Source organism: Variovorax sp. GW821-FHT06D12 (genome assembly GCF_059419205.1).
The window spans coordinates 95,781-110,163 of record NZ_JBWKRI010000010.1; the positions used below are offsets into that span (position 1 = coordinate 95,781).

Here is a 14,383-nt window from a genome sequence, read left to right on the forward strand (position 1 = left end):
GTATGCTTGCCGTGGCCGGCCTGTGCGCCGGCCTCACCGCCCCGTCGTGGGCGCAGCAGGAGCGCGTGATCCGCTTCGGCCACCTGAACAACGCCGACCACCCCGTGAGCTTCGGCGTCAAGCGCTTTGCCGAACTCCTGTCGGCCAAGAGCGGCGGCAAGATGAAGGTCCAGGAGTTCCCCGCCTCCCAGCTGGGCAACGAGATGCAGCAGCAGTCGGCCTTGCAGGGTGGTGTGCAACAGATGTCTGCGCCGGCCACCACATCGCTCGCCGGCATCGTCAAGGAGTTCGGCCTGGTCGACTTCCCCTTCTCGGTGAACAACTTCGCGCAGGCCGATGCGCTGCTCGACGGCCCGTTGGGCCAGGCGCTCATCGCCAAGCTCCCCGAGAAGGGCCTCGTCGCCCTGGGCTACTGGGACCTCGGGTTTCGCAACGTCACGAACAGCAAGCGCCCCATCGCCAAGCCTGAAGACCTCGAGGGTCTGAAGATCCGCGTGATCCCCAATCCCGTGTTCCTCGAAACCTTCAAGGCCTTCAAGGCCAACCCGGTGCCGATGCCCTTTGCCGAGCTGTACGGCGCCCTCGAAGCCAAGGCGGTCGATGGCCAGGAGAACCCCTATGCGGTGATCCTGTCGAACAAGTTCTACGAAGTGCAGAAGTTCGTCAGCGCCACCAACCACGTGTACGCCGCCAACATCGTGCTGGTGAGCAAGAAGTTCTGGGACTCGCTCACGCCGGCCGAACAGAAGATGATGAACGACGCGGCCAACGAGGCACGCGGCTACCAGCGCCAGGTCAGCCGAGCCGCCGCGCAAAAGGCGGTGGGCGACCTGCAGGCCAAAGGCGCGCAGTTCAACGAACTCAGCGCCGCCGAGCAAAAGCGCATGCGCGACATCGCCAAGCCCGTCGTCGACAAGTTCGCCGCACAGTACGACCCCGCCATCGTCAAGCTCTACAACGACGAGCTCGTGCGCATCCGCAAGTAAGCCAGCCCGTCCCTCACCGAAGCTCCCCATGAAGATCCTCGTTCTCCACGGCCCCAACCTCAACCTGTTCGGTCGCCGCGAACCGCACATCTACGGCAAGACCACGCTCGCCGAAATCAACGCGCAGTTGCAGGCCCTTGCCGGCGAACTCGGCGTGACGCTGGACACCATCCAGTCGAACCACGAAGGCGACCTGATCGACTTCCTGCACACCCACATCGACGATGCGCAGGGCGCGCTGGTGAACCCCGCCGGCCTCACGCAGCACGGCGTGCCGCTGCACGACGCGATCAAGGCCATGCCGTTCCCGACCATCGAGGTCCACATGTCCAACATCGCCGCGCGCGAGGCATGGCGCGCGCATTCGATCATCTCGCCGGCGGTGAAGGGCACGGTCCAGGGCCTGGGCCCGCTGTCGTACCTGGCCGCGTTGCGCGCGCTGGTCGACATGCAGCGCCAGGCGCAGGCTCAAGTCCAGGCGCAGGCCTCCGCATGACCCGCTGGCTCGACCGGTGCTGCACCGGCATCGAGGCGCTGATCGCGGCCGCGCTCGCGGTCATGGTCGTGCTCGTGTTCGGCAACGTGGTGCTGCGCTACGGCTTCAACTCGGGCATCACCGTGTCCGAGGAAATCTCGCGCTGGCTCTTCATCTGGATGACCTTCCTGGGCGCCGTGGTGGCGCTGAAGGAGCACGGCCACCTGGGTGTCGACATGGTGGTGCAGAAGCTGCCCCCCATCGGCAAGAAGATCTGCCTGGCCGTCGGCCATGCAGTCATGCTCTACATCGTCTGGCTGCTGCTGCAGGGCAGCATCGCGCAGGCGCGCATCAACTGGGACGTGACGGCGCCCGTCACCGGCGCGTCGATGGCCATCGTCTACGCCGCGGGCATCGTGTTCTCGGTGCTGGCCGGGCTCATCCTGGCGCTCGACCTGCTGCGCCTGCTCACGGGCCGCATCGCCGACCATGAACTGGTGATGGTGCAGGAGTCGGAAGAAGCGGTGCAGCTGCAGCAGATCCTGGGTTCGCAAGACGCCAAGGAACCGGGGGCACGGCCATGACCATCGTTGTTTTCGTCGGCTCGCTGTTGCTTGCCATGGCGATGGGCATTCCCATCGCCTTCTCGTTGCTGGCCAGCGGTGTCGCGCTGATGTGGCACCTCGACCTGTTCGACGCGCAGATCCTCACGCAGAACGTGATCGGCGGCGCCGACAGCTTTCCGCTGCTGGCCGTGCCCTTCTTCATGCTCGCGGGCGAGATCATGAACGTGGGCGGCCTGTCCAAGCGCATCGTCGACTTCGCGCTCGCGCTCGTGGGCCACGTGAAGGGCGGCCTGGGCTACGTGACCATCATGGCCGGCTGCCTGCTGTCGGCGCTCTCGGGCTCGGCCGTGGCCGACGCCGCCGCGCTCACCGCGCTGCTGCTGCCGATGATGGTGCGCGCGGGCCACGACAAGCCGCGCGCGGCCGGCCTCATTGCAGCCACCGGCGTGATCGGCCCCGTGATCCCGCCGAGCATCGGCCTCGTGATCTTCGGCGTGGCGGCCAACGTGTCGATCTCCAAGCTGTTTCTCGCGGCCATCGTGCCCGGGCTGCTGATCGGCGGCGCGCTATGGATCACCTGGGCCTGGCTGGTGCGGCGCGAAAAGATCGTGCCGCCGCCGCGCAAGTCGTCGGCCGAGATCGCCGCCGCCTTCCGCAACGCGCTGTGGGCGCTGATGCTGCCGGTGATCATCCTCGTGGGCCTGCGCATGGGCGTGTTCACGCCCACCGAGGCCGCGGTGGTGGCCGCCGTGTACGCGCTGTTCGTGTCGACGGTGGTGTACCGCGAGATCACCTGGAAAGACCTGTACGCCATCTTCGTGAGCGCAGCCAAGACCAGCGCCATCGTGATGTTCCTGATCGCCGCGGCGATGGTGAGCGCCTGGCTCATCACGGTGGCCGACCTGCCCTCGAAGATCGTGGGCATGCTGCAGCCGTTCATGGGCAACCAGATGCTGCTCATGATCGCGATCATGGTGCTCGTGATGGTGGTGGGCACGGCGATGGACATGACGCCCACCATCCTCATCCTCACGCCGGTGCTCATGCCCGTGGTGAAGGCGGCCGGCATCGACCCCGTGTACTTCGGCGTGCTGTTCATCATCAACAACTCGATCGGGCTCGTCACGCCGCCGGTGGGCACGGTGCTCAACGTGGTGGCCGGCGTCGGCAAGATCTCGATGGACGACGTCACGCGCGGCGTGGTGCCGTTCATGCTGGCCGAGTTCGCGATCCTGTTCGTGATGGTGGCGTTTCCGCAGCTGGTGATCGTGCCGGCGCGGTGGTTCGGGGGCTGAGCCGATGCGCGCTATCTGTCTCGCCGCGCTCGCCCTGCTCGCGGCTTTGCCCGCGGCCGCACAAGACCCCGAGCGCGAGGTGCTGCCCGAGCAGCGCCAGCGACTGGCCTTCATCGCGCCCTCCGGCTTCGCGCCACTGGGCAGCGGCAAGATGGTGTTCAGCGCCTTTCACGTCACGACCGGCCAGGAGCTGTGGGTCACCGACGGCAGCAACGCCGGCACCACCCTGTTGAAAGACATCCGGCCGGGCTTCCGGGGGTCGTTCCCTGCCGGTCAGGTCGCGTTCAAGGGCCACGTCTACACCACGGCCACCGACGGCGCGAGCGGGCTCGAACTGTGGCGCACCGACGGCACCGCCGCCGGCACGACGCAGGTGATCGACCTGCGCCCCGGCGAGGAAGGCGCGATGCCCAACGAGCTGACCGTGTTCCGCGACGCGCTCTACTTCGTGGCCGACGACGGCCAGACCGGCTTCCAGGTGTGGAAGACCACTGGAGACGCGAAGAGCACCACGCGCGTGTCCGCCGTCGACGCCGGGCCGCGCGCCCTCACCCGCCAGCTCACCGTGGCCGGCCCGCGCCTGTTCTTCACCGCGACCACGCGCACGCACGGCCACGAACTCTGGGTGACCGACGGCTCGCCCGAGCACACACGCCTGGTGAAGGACATCCGCCCAGGCATCGAGGATGCGGGCATCCAGAACCTCACGGCCGTGGGCAACGACCTCTACTTCACCGCGCACGACGGCGAACACGGCGCCGAACTATGGAAGAGCGACGGCACCGAACACGGCACGCAGCTGGTGAAGGACCTGCGCCCCGGTGCCGCGCCTTCGCGACCGACGCACCTGGCGGTGCTGGGCCGCACGCTGTACTTCTCGGCCGACGACGGCGTGCACGGCATCGAGCTGTGGAAGACTGACGGCACGGCGAAGGGCACAGTGCTGGTGAAGGACATCCGCCCCGGCCCGGGCGGCGCCATGTCGAGCGCGATCGCCGTGATGGGCGGCAAGCTCTACTTCGCCGCGACCGACGGCGTGTCGGGCGCGGAGCTGTGGCGCAGCGACGGCACGGCGGCGGGCACGGTGCGCGTGAAGGACATCGCACCGGGCGCGGAGAACGGCTCGCCCGCGCGCTTCGCCGTCATCGGGGCGCGCCTGTGGTTCGCGGCGAATGGCGGCGGTGGCCGGGGCGTTGAGCCATGGACCAGCGACGGCACGCCCGCCGGCACGCGCGCCGTGGCCGACCTCGCCGCGGGCGAACGCCACGCGATGCCGCTGGGCTTTCGTGCGCTCGGCGACGCCGTGCTCTTCGTGGCCGACGACGGCCATGGCAACGACCGACTTTGGTCCTATCGCAAGAACGGCAAGGTGACGCTGATCGGCGATCCGCTCAAGGCGCGGCTGCGTTGAAGCCGAAGGCCTGCGTGGCCGCGTAGTCGCGCAAGGCCTGCTGCATGGCCGCGGCGATGGCGGGGTGCGTCGGGTCGTGGCCCGCGCCCTGCGCCCACTGCAGCGGCGCGCCCAGCACCTGCGCCAGCGCCTGAGCGCCCTCGGGCGGACACAGCGCGTCCTGCGTGCCATGCACGATCAGTGTGGGAACAGCAGGCAATGCGACGCAGCGCTGCAACAACGAGGGCGCATCGAGCCAGCAGCCGTGCCGCAGATAGTGGCTCTGCACGCGGTAGCGCGCCACGAGCCGCGGCAGCATCGCTTCGTCGATCGGCGGCGCGGCGCCACCGGTGGCGAGGCGCTGCTCCCAATCGAACCAGTGGCGCGTCAGCGCGCACTGCCGCTCCCAGGTGCCGTGCGCGAAGACCTCGGCGATCGGCACCGTCACCGGGCATTGCCGGCGCCCGGCCTCGCCCCACAGTGCGCGCCATGCGGGGCCGTCGTGCTGCAGGGCCCCGGCGAAGAGCGCGTGGATGTCGCCCGGACGCGCGAGGAACACGTTGCGCAGCAGCAGGCCCGCGACGGCCTCGGGCGCATCGAGCGCATGCATCAGCGCCAGCGTGGCGCCCCACGAGCCGCCCACCACCAGCCATCGATCGATGTGCAGGTGCGCGCGCAGGCAGCGCAAGTCGGCCACCAGATCAGCGAGCGTGTTGTGTTCAATCGATCCTGCGGGCGTGCTGAGGCCTGAACCGCGCTGGTCGGGGCAGACGATGCGGTAGTGCGCCGGATCGAAGTCCCGGCGCAACAGCGGCGAGCAGCCCGAGCCCGGCCCACCATGCAGCACCACCACCGGCAGGCCCGCCGGATTGCCGTGCTCCTCGACGTGCATCACATGCCCGCCGTCCAGCGGCAGGCGATGGGTGATCGTCATTGGCGCGTGCTCTCAGCTCAGCGCGTTCGCGTCGGTGCGAAAGACGAGTTCGCCCGCACGCCGCGCGCCCGGCACGAAGCGGATCGGCGTGCCGACGTCGCGCGGATCACCCGCCGCCTTGACCATCGCCTCCACCTCCTCATGCCGCGGGCTCTTCGGGCACACCGGGTCCGTGGCCGCCGCGTCGCCGGTCAGCAGGAAGGCCTGGCAGCGACAGCCGCCGTGGTCCTTCTCCTTCTCGTCGCAGCTCTGGCAGGTGCTGCTCATCCAGCCCGTGCCACGGTACGCGCCGAAGGCCGGGCTCTCCTGCCAGATGCTGCGGATGCTGTGCTCGCGCACGTTGGGAAAGTCGAGCCCGGGCAGCATGCGCGCGCTGTGGCACGGCAGCGCTACGCCGTCGGGCGCCACCACGAGGAACACGCTGCCCCACCCCGCCATGCAGGGCTTGGGCTTGCCTTCGGCGTAGTCGGGCACCACCCAGAGGATCTTCATGCGACCGTCCAGGCGCGGGCGATGGGTTTGCACCACCGCCTCGGCCGTGGCCAGCATCTCGCGCGAGGGCATCAGCATCTCGCGGTTGCGCCAGGCCCAGCCGTAGTACTGCACGTTGGCGAGTTCGAGAAAGTCGGCCTCCATTGCCTCGGCCATCTCGATGATGCGACCCACGTGCGGCAGGTTGTAGCGGTGCATCACGCAGTTCAGCACCATCGGGTAGCCGAGGTCCTTGATGGTGCGGGCCACGCGCTGCTTGAGGTCGAAGGTCTTCGTGGAGCTGAGGAAGTCGTTGAGCTCGCGGCTCGAATCCTGGAACGACAGCTGGATATGGTCCAGCCCCGCGCGCTTCAACGTTTCGGCGCGCTGCGGCGTGAGACCCACGCCCGAGGTGATCAGGTTGGTATAGAAGCCGAGCTCGTGCGCCGCCGCGACCAGTTCGGGCAGGTCGTCGCGCAGCAGCGGCTCGCCGCCCGAGAAGCCCAGCTGCACCGCCCCCATCGCGCGTGCCTCGCGGAACACGCGAATCCATTCGGCCGTGTCCAGCTCCTCGCGGTAGCGCGTGTAGTCGACCGGGTTGGAGCAGAAGGCGCAGTGCAGCGGACAGCGGTAGGTCAGCTCGGCCAGCAGCCACAGCGGCGGCTTGGCCGCGGCACGGGGTTGCACCTCAGCGTATCCAGTGGCGTCCATGGGCCTGCTCCAGGAATTCAAGCACGTCGGCATGCAGGTCGCTCTCGCCGAAGGTGCGCTCCAGGTCGGCCACGAGCGCAGCCACCGAGGTCTTGCCGTCGCAGCGCTGGAGGATCTCGGCCGCCGGCCCATTGAGCTTGATCATGCCTTCGGGGAACAGCAGCACGTGGCACTGCTGCGCCTCTTCCCACTGCATGCGGTAGATCGAGGTGAGCGCCGGCTGGGCATCGTCGGTCCATGCGGTCATGGTTGCTGGTCTTTCGGAAGGTCGTCGGGATAAGCCTTCTCGATCGCGTCGAGCATGGCCCAGAGGATGTCGAGCTTGAAGCCCAGGATGTGCAGCGCGCGCTGCTGCCGCTCGCGCGTGGTGCACCACTGCATCGCCACTTCGAGGCCGTGCTCGACGTCGCGGTCGGCCAGCGGAATGCGGCTGCGAAAGTAGTCCAGGCCCGAGGTGTCGATCCACGGGTAGTGCGTGGGCCAGCCCGCGAGCCGGTCCTTGTGGATGCGCGGTGCGAACATCTCGGTGAGCGAGGAGATCACCGCCTCCTGCCACGGCGCCGTGCGCGCGAAGTTGACGTAGGCATCGACCGCGAAGCGCACGCCGGGCACGACGAGCGCGTGCGACTCGAGCACCTCGCGCGCCAGGCCGGTGGCGATGCCCAGGCGGGTCCAGATCTCGATGCCGCCCGCGTTGGCGCCTTCATGGTCGCCGTGCCCGTCGTGGTCGAGCATGCGCACCACCCAGCGCCGGCGCGTGGCGCGGTCGTCGCAGTTGGACAGAACGGCGGCGTCCTTCACCGGGATGCGGCACTGGTAGTAGAAGCGGTTCGCCACCCAGCCGCGCACCTGGAAGGGCTGCAGCTCGCCCGCGTTGAGCCGGCGATTGAACGGGTGGTGGCTGTGGTAGCGCGACTCCATGGCGCGCAACCTCGCTTCAAACTCCTGCGGGGACCATGGGCCCTGTGTCTCTTGGGTCACGTGTTCAGATCTCCAGGACCATGCCGTCGAACGCGACCTCGATGCCGCGGCGCACGAGCTGCGCGCGCTGTGGCCCGTCTTCGTCCAGGATGGGGTTGCTGTTGTTGATGTGGATGAGCACCTTGCGCCGCGCCGCGCAGGCGTCGAGCGCCTGCAGCATGCCGGGGCCGTGCGGCCCGTCGCACTGCGGCAGGTGGCCCATGTCGGCCGCGTGCTTCTTGCCGAGCCCGGCCGCGACCATCTCGTCCTCGGTCCAGAAGGTGCCGTCGACGAGCACGCAGTCGCAGGCGTCGAGGCTGCGGCGCTCGGCCTCGCCGACCTGCGCCAGGCCCGGCGCATAGAGCGCGCGCTTGCCGGTGGTGGGGTCTTCGATGAGCACCGCGGCGTTCTCGCTGCGCGCCTCGGTCTGGCGGCGCGGCGAATACGGCGGCGCCTTGCCGGGCACCGGCACGGCCTGAAGCCGCAGGCCGGCGATGTCGTGCCAGGCGCCGCCGCCGGGCTCGAGCGACAACGGGTGCCAGGTCACGCCGCAGTAGCTGTCGAGGGTGCGCAGCAGCGGCAGGCTGCCGCTGAGGTCGTCATGGGCCTCGGGCGTGCAGTACAGCTGCAGCCGCTGCCCTTCGCGCAGGCTCAGCAGGCCTGCGACGTGGTCGATTTGAGAGTCCATCAGCACCACCGCCTCGATCGGCGAATGGCGCAGTCCGTGACGCGGCCACAGGGCTGGCGAGGCGCGCAGTTGCGCACCGAGGTCGGGGGAGGCATTCAGCAATATCCAGCGTTCGCCATCGGCCGACACGGCGATCGAACTCTGCGTGCGGGGCGTGGCCCGCACCTGCCCGCTTCGCTGGCCGGCGCACAGGCGGCAATTGCAATTCCATTGAGGGAAGCCACCGCCCGCTCCCGAACCCAGCACCAGAATCTTCATGGGGGCCCAACAAAAAAACACGGCACCGGCGCAAGGCCGGTGCCGTGGGTCTGCGCGCTCAGCGAGCGGAGATGTACATCGTGATTTCGAAACCGAAACGCATTTCTTCGAACTCAGGCTTGCACCATTTCATCGCATTGCTCCTTCAGTGGTTGGGGTTGAGGACATATCAATAGACGACGATCTTTCCCGTCGGGCGCGGGCTATGGCAGTCGTTGTAAAAGTATTCGCCCGGCGTGTCAAAGGTGTGGGTCTGCGACTGGCCCGGGGTCAGCCTGAAATTGAACCGCCCTTCGAAGAACTGCGTGGCGCAGTGGGTGTTGGCGTTGGCTGCGGGATTGGTGAAGGTCACGGCGGTGTTGACAGGCACGCGCATGAAGGTCGGCGTCATGGCATTGACGGCCGTCGATTCGGTCGCGCCAGGTTCGTTCGCCGCCGTCTGCACGCGCGCCAGGAACACGGTGTTCGGCGTCGGCAGTGCCGCGCCCTCCACCGCCGCGCCCGACACGGGCCGACGTACCACGGGCGGTGTCGGCGTGGCGGCCGCGGTCACCGCGCCGCCGACCTTGAAGGCCCACAGCCGGTCGCCGCGCGGGGCCGAGTCGCCGTACGGAATGCTGGTGCCGCCCGAGAACACCGCGATGTACTGCTCGCCGTCGATCTCGTAGGAGACCGGGCTCGCGCTGATCGCCGCGCCGGTCTGGAAGCGCCACAGCTCGGTGCCGTCCTGCGCGTCGAGCGCCAGCAGGTTGCCGTCGGGCTGCCCGATGAACAGCAGGTCGGAGGCCGTGCTCAGGATGCCGTTGCCGTGCGCCACCGAGTACGGCAGCGGCTTCTTCCACTTGACGAGGTTGGTGCTCGGGTCGACCGCCACGACCGCGCCGGTCATGTAGGTGCCCGGCGGGCGCAGGCCGTTGCTCGACTCGCTGAGCGAGTGCGCCGCCGACACGTAGCCCATGCCCGTGTAGACCAGGCCCGTGCGCTGGCTGAAGGACTGGTGGTTCCAGTTGGCACCGCCGCCATGACCCGGAATGGAAAGAATCGGCACGTCCCAGTGCGCGTCGTACAGGCAGCCCTTCGTGTAGTTGGGCACCGCGCGGTTCGGGTCGCCCGGAATGGCCGTGCCCAGCGGCTGGTCGACGATGCAGGTCTCGGTCCAGGCGCCCTGGCGCGGCAGGGGCTGCGTGGGCCAGCTGGCCTGGCGGGCGTCCTGCTTCACGGGCACTTCGTCGATGCCCAGCGGCGCGCTGCCGTCCTTGCGATCGAGGATGTAGTACATGCCCGTCTTGCTGCCGTAGATGACGACCTTGCGGTCCTTGCCGTCGATCTTCACGTCGGCGAGCACCGGCGACATCACGTTGTCCATGTCCCAGATGTCGTGGTGCACCGATTGGAAGTGCCACTTGTACTCGCCGCTCTTCAGGTCGAGCGCGACGATGGAATTGGCGAACAGGTTCTGGCCCGGGCGCGAGGAGCCGTCTTGCGACGAGCCGCCGCGCACGTTGCCGAAGGTCCAGTACACCAGGCCCAGCTCGGGATCGACCGCGGGATGGATCCACGGCGTGGCGCCGGTGCGTGCCGTGTCGGGGGCGCCGCCCCAGGTGTCGTAGCCGAGTTCGCCCGCGCGGGGCACGCCCCAGAAGGTGGTCAGCACCTTGCCGGTGAGTGCGTCGGCCGAGAATGCGGCGCCGCGGTTGCCATCGTTGGTGCCCAGGTACAGGCGCTTGTCGTGGTAGACCAGCGCGACCTTCTGCAGCGCGCCCTTGTAGTCGGGGTCGGTGCTGCTGGTCGGGTACTGCTTGATCCACTCGACGGCGCCGGTGTCGGTGCGCAGCGCCACGAGGCGGTTGCCGGTGGCCACGGTGAACACCAGGCCCAGGTCCTTGGCGACGGCCACGCCGCGGCGGGTGATGCTGCCGTAGGGCGTGGTCCACTTCCACTTCGTCACACCGGTCTTGCCGTCCACCGCGACCACGTTGCCCAGTGCGGACTCGATGTAGAGCACGCCGTCGACGACGACGGTGGTGCTCTGGTTGTTGCCGGTGGTCATGCCGCCTTCGATCTGGTTGACCCAGGCGCCGCCCAGTTGCGTGACCAGGCCCTTGTTGATCTTGCGCAGGTTCGAATAGTTCTGGTTGCCCAGGTTGCCGCCGACCTTCGGAAAGTCCTTGTCGCCGGCGGTGCAGCAGTCCGACAGGTCGGCCGCGGGTGCGGCGGCGGCCGGTGGCGATGCGGGCGGCGGTGTGCCGGCAGACGGCGGCGGCGCAGAGGCCGGCACGACAGGCAGCACGGGCGTGCCGCCACCGCCGCTGGAGCCGCCGCAGGCGGTGATCAGCAACGGCGATGCAAGCACGCCGCACGAGATCAGCAGCGTGACCAATGATTTTTTCTTCATGGATGTCTCTACTCGGTGAACGTTGGAACAGGGATGTTCGAAACGACCGGTGGCGCGCACACGGCGCCGCACCGGCCCCGGGAGGTCGTGGTTATTCAGTGGTGCAGAAAGGTGTCAGCCCCATCGCCGACTTCACGCCTTGCACGACGAGCTTCTGGAACTCGATGGCGCCCACGCCCGACAGGTCGGCGGTGAACGAGTGCGCGTTGTGCCCGAGGGTCGTGAGCCATGCGCGGCCGCCGTCGTAGTACTGGCACCAGGCGACCGGATGGAAGTCGGCGTGGCCGGGATGCGGCGCGGAAGTGAGCGGCTTCAGCGTCGAGGTGTCGACCTTGGCCAGGAACTTCACCTTCGTCGGGAAGGGCATCAGGTTGTACCACTCGTCCTGGAACGAGAAGCGCTTGGGCACGTCCTTCGTCGAAGGGTCGTCCGAGATGATCTCGACGTCGCCCGCGCGGTTCGGTCCGTGGTTGTAGAAGTTCGCGTTGCCCAGCAGGCCTTCGTAGTAGGGCCAGTTGTATTCCGCGCCGAAGGCGTTGTGCAGGCCGACGAAGCCGCCACCGCGGCGCATGTAGTTGCGCAGTGCGGTGCGCGCGGCATCCTGGCTGGTGCTCACCGCGCCGTTCCACAAGGTGTCGCGGTTCGAGCTCGCGAAGATGATCGCCTTGTAGTTGTTGATGCGGCTGCCCAGCACGGCCACGTCCTCGGTCCAGTCGACCGTGATGCCCTCGGCCGACAGCATGCGCACGAGGCCTGCCTGCATCACGTTGTCGGTGTTCATCGCCGGGTTCAGGCCGGCCGCCATCGGCGTGCCCAGCACGGCATGGCGCGGGCCGGCGGTGCGCGAGTAGATCAGCACGCGGTCGGGCGTGCTGGCGAAGGCGCCCCAGTCGTTGTAGCACTTGGGGTTGGTGCCGCGGCAGACGTTGTAGTACTCGTCGAAGCTGTCGTCGACCTCGGCCACCGGCTCGGTGGGCGTTGCCGGCACCTCGTCGGTCGGCGCGGGCGGCGGTGCCGATGCAGCAGGCGCAGGCGCCACGGGCAGGAACGGCAAGGCCGTGCCACCTCCGCCGTCGCCTCCGCCGCAGGCAGTCAATGCCAGCGCAAGCGCGGCGGCCGATGCAAGTCCGAAGGGAAAGGATCTGGAATGTTTCAACGGAGTCTCCTCTTGGTGGTCAATGGCGGAATCGGACGGGCGCACGCGCCCAGCACGTATCGCTGCGCCGCGGGTGGCGGCAGGCGCAGACGTGGGAGTGACGGAAATTGCCGGCGGGAACGAAGAAGGAATTCGTCGTCCGCCGTGGGGGCGCGTTACTTGCGGATGCGCACGAGCTCGTCGTTGTAGAGCTTGACGATGGCGGGGTCGTACTGGGCGGCGAACTTGTCGACGACGGGCTTGGCGATGTCGCGCATGCGCTTTTGTTCGGCGGCGCTGAGTTCGTTGAACTGCGCGCCCTTGGCCTGCAGGTCGCCCACCGCCTTCTGCGCGGCGGCGCGGCTGACCTGGCGCTGGTAGCCGCGCGCCTCGTTGGCCGCGTCGTTCATCATCTTCTGCTCGGCCGGCGTGAGCGAGTCCCAGAACTTCTTGCTCACCAGCACGATGTTGGCGGCGTACACGTGGTTGGTGGCGCTGACGAACTTCTGCACTTCGTAGAACTTGTTCGACAGGATCACCGCATACGGGTTCTCTTGCCCGTCGACCGCCTTGGCTTCGAGGGCGCCGTACAGCTCGGCGAAGGGCATGGGCACCGGGTTGGCCTTGAAGGCCTTGAAGGTTTCGAGGAACACAGGGTTGGGGATCACACGGATCTTCAGACCTTCGAGGTCTTCAGGCTTGGCGATGGGACGCTTGCTGTTGGTGACGTTGCGAAACCCGAGGTCCCAGTAGCCCAGGGCGACAAGGCCCTTCTCGGGGAGCTTGGCGATCAGGGCTTGGCCCAACGGGCCGTCGAGCAGCGCATCGGCCTGTGCAAAGTTGTTCACCGAGAAGGGAAAGTCGACGAGGCCGAACTCCTTGACGATGCCTGCGAGGGACGTGGTGGCCGGCGCCGACATCTGCTGCACGCCGCCCTGCAGGGCCGACTGCTGCTGCATCTCGTTGCCCAGCTGCGAGGCAGGGAACTCCTGGACCTTCATCTTGCCGCCGCTCTTGGCCGACAGGAGTTCGGCAAAGCGCTTGACGCCGAAGCTCACGGGGTGGTCGGCGTTGTTCAGGTGGCCGAAGCGGATCACGCGCTCCTGCTGCGCTTGCGCAACAGCAGGAACGACCAGGGCGAGGGCAAGGCCGGCGGTGGCCAGCGAGCGGTAAAGCGTTCTCAAAGTTGTTCTCCAGCGTGCGATGTGAGCGGTCCATGCCGGGGCGCTTCACACGCGTCCCAACTCCTGGCGGCGCGATCTTATCGATTTAGTGGAAAATCTTTCTACTAGTGAAAACACTTGGCAAAATGCTAGAGTCGTCTCATGACAGCCATACTCGAACGCAGCTTCAAGGTGCTCGAACACCTCTCCGGCCACCCCGAGGGCCGTGCGCTTTCCGCGCTTTCTGCCGAGCTGGAAATGCCGTTGAGCGCCACCCACCGCCTGCTGAGCGAACTGGTGCGCTACGGCTATGTGCGGCAGGACCAGAGCCATGGCGACTACATGCTGACCATCAAGCTGGTGTCGCTAGGCCTGAGCTTCTTGAGCAACAGCGGCATCGTCGACGTGGCACAGCCGCTACTCGACCGGCTCGCGGTCGCGTCGGGCGAGCTGGTGCGGCTGGCGGTGGTCGACGGCGACGAGCTCACCTTCGTCGCGAAGGCGCAAGGCGCCACGCGCGGGCTGCGTTACGACCCGGACATGGGCCTGTCGGTGAACCTCTCGTGCAGCTCCGCAGGCCACGCCTGGCTGTCGACCATGACGGACGAACAGGCGCTGCAACTCGTCGCGAAACAGGGCTTCGGCCAGCCGGAAGACTTCGGTCCGAAAGCGCCGACCACCGTGAAGGCGCTGCTGGTGTTCCTGCGCGCCACGCGCAAGCGCGGCTTCTCGATGATCAACGAGGTGTTCGCCCCCGCGATGACCGCCATGGCCGCGCCGGTGCGCGGTGCGCACGGCGGCGTGATCGGCGTCATCACCATCGCGGGGCCGCTGGTGCGGCTCACGGAAGAACGCATGCTCGCGCTGGGCCCGCAGCTGCTGGCCGCGGCGGACGACGTGGCGCGCGCCAGCGGCGCGTCCGCCCTGTTCAAGCGCCGGGCCTGAAGGCCCTGCCA

At 68.0% G+C, this 14,383-nt stretch carries 15 protein-coding genes; 6 read left to right on the plus strand and 9 right to left on the minus strand.

Going from position 1 to position 14,383, the window contains the following annotated elements; genetic code table 11:
- Nucleotides 1-2 precede the first annotated feature (2 nt).
- From AC07SQ_RS27370 to AC07SQ_RS27390, 5 genes are read left to right on the plus strand one after another with little or no spacing between them, the layout of a single operon-like run.
- Nucleotides 3-986 carry a TRAP transporter substrate-binding protein gene (locus AC07SQ_RS27370; protein ID WP_495273357.1) on the plus strand — a complete coding sequence of 328 codons (984 nt, stop codon included), beginning with the start codon at nucleotides 3-5 and terminating at the stop codon, nucleotides 984-986.
- Nucleotides 987-1,014: 28 nt separating this feature from the next.
- A complete protein-coding gene (locus AC07SQ_RS27375; protein WP_495264001.1) occupies nucleotides 1,015-1,482 on the plus strand; it encodes a type II 3-dehydroquinate dehydratase in 468 nt (155 codons plus the stop codon).
- On the plus strand, nucleotides 1,479-2,045 hold the full coding sequence (locus AC07SQ_RS27380; protein ID WP_062476567.1) for a TRAP transporter small permease: 567 nt from the start codon (nucleotides 1,479-1,481) through the stop codon (nucleotides 2,043-2,045). The genes AC07SQ_RS27375 and AC07SQ_RS27380 overlap by 4 nt, the downstream gene beginning before the upstream one ends.
- Nucleotides 2,042-3,322, plus strand: coding sequence for a TRAP transporter large permease (locus tag AC07SQ_RS27385; RefSeq protein WP_390345359.1), 1,281 nt, complete (start codon nucleotides 2,042-2,044; stop codon nucleotides 3,320-3,322). Before AC07SQ_RS27380 ends, AC07SQ_RS27385 begins: the two co-directional genes overlap by 4 nt.
- Before the next feature lie 4 nt (nucleotides 3,323-3,326).
- The gene (locus tag AC07SQ_RS27390) at nucleotides 3,327-4,733 is read left to right on the plus strand and encodes an ELWxxDGT repeat protein (protein ID WP_495273296.1); all 1,407 of its coding nucleotides are present in this window, start codon (nucleotides 3,327-3,329) and stop codon (nucleotides 4,731-4,733) included.
- On the opposite strand, the gene AC07SQ_RS27395 is transcribed toward AC07SQ_RS27390, so the two are convergent.
- From AC07SQ_RS27395 to AC07SQ_RS27435, 9 genes are all read right to left on the minus strand, one after another.
- Nucleotides 4,714-5,646: an alpha/beta fold hydrolase gene (locus tag AC07SQ_RS27395; protein WP_495273295.1), complete on the minus strand. Its 933-nt coding sequence runs from the start codon at nucleotides 5,644-5,646 to the stop codon at nucleotides 4,714-4,716. The genes AC07SQ_RS27390 and AC07SQ_RS27395 overlap by 20 nt on opposite strands.
- Nucleotides 5,647-5,658: 12 nt before the next feature.
- Entirely contained in the window at nucleotides 5,659-6,828 is a 1,170-nt protein-coding gene (gene pqqE, locus AC07SQ_RS27400; RefSeq protein WP_495273294.1) for a pyrroloquinoline quinone biosynthesis protein PqqE, read from the minus strand.
- Entirely contained in the window at nucleotides 6,806-7,075 is a 270-nt protein-coding gene (gene pqqD / locus AC07SQ_RS27405) for a pyrroloquinoline quinone biosynthesis peptide chaperone PqqD (protein ID WP_070059765.1), read from the minus strand. Before pqqD ends, pqqE begins: the two co-directional genes overlap by 23 nt.
- Complete coding sequence (pqqC, locus tag AC07SQ_RS27410) at nucleotides 7,072-7,809, minus strand: pyrroloquinoline-quinone synthase PqqC (protein WP_070059766.1); 738 nt, start codon at nucleotides 7,807-7,809, stop codon at nucleotides 7,072-7,074. The genes pqqD and pqqC overlap by 4 nt, the downstream gene beginning before the upstream one ends.
- Before the next feature lie 4 nt (nucleotides 7,810-7,813).
- On the minus strand, nucleotides 7,814-8,734 hold the full coding sequence (gene pqqB / locus AC07SQ_RS27415; RefSeq protein WP_495273293.1) for a pyrroloquinoline quinone biosynthesis protein PqqB: 921 nt from the start codon (nucleotides 8,732-8,734) through the stop codon (nucleotides 7,814-7,816).
- Between the two features lie 58 nt (nucleotides 8,735-8,792).
- Nucleotides 8,793-8,867 (minus strand): pyrroloquinoline quinone precursor peptide PqqA, encoded by a 75-nt coding sequence (pqqA, locus tag AC07SQ_RS27420; RefSeq protein WP_013539171.1) that lies wholly within the window; start codon nucleotides 8,865-8,867, stop codon nucleotides 8,793-8,795.
- A 36-nt stretch (nucleotides 8,868-8,903) separates the two neighbouring features.
- Nucleotides 8,904-11,129: an outer membrane protein assembly factor BamB family protein gene (locus tag AC07SQ_RS27425; RefSeq protein ID WP_495273292.1), complete on the minus strand. Its 2,226-nt coding sequence runs from the start codon at nucleotides 11,127-11,129 to the stop codon at nucleotides 8,904-8,906.
- A 91-nt stretch (nucleotides 11,130-11,220) separates the two neighbouring features.
- Nucleotides 11,221-12,285 (minus strand): ThuA domain-containing protein, encoded by a 1,065-nt coding sequence (locus tag AC07SQ_RS27430; protein WP_495273291.1) that lies wholly within the window; start codon nucleotides 12,283-12,285, stop codon nucleotides 11,221-11,223.
- 155 nt (nucleotides 12,286-12,440) lie between these two features.
- Nucleotides 12,441-13,448, minus strand: a complete 1,008-nt coding sequence (locus tag AC07SQ_RS27435) for a TRAP transporter substrate-binding protein (protein WP_083277155.1) — start codon at nucleotides 13,446-13,448, stop codon at nucleotides 12,441-12,443.
- Nucleotides 13,449-13,589: 141 nt separating this feature from the next.
- On the opposite strand from AC07SQ_RS27435, the gene AC07SQ_RS27440 reads away from it, so the two are divergent.
- The gene (locus AC07SQ_RS27440) at nucleotides 13,590-14,372 is read left to right on the plus strand and encodes an IclR family transcriptional regulator (RefSeq protein WP_062481672.1); all 783 of its coding nucleotides are present in this window, start codon (nucleotides 13,590-13,592) and stop codon (nucleotides 14,370-14,372) included.
- Nucleotides 14,373-14,383 lie beyond the last annotated feature (11 nt).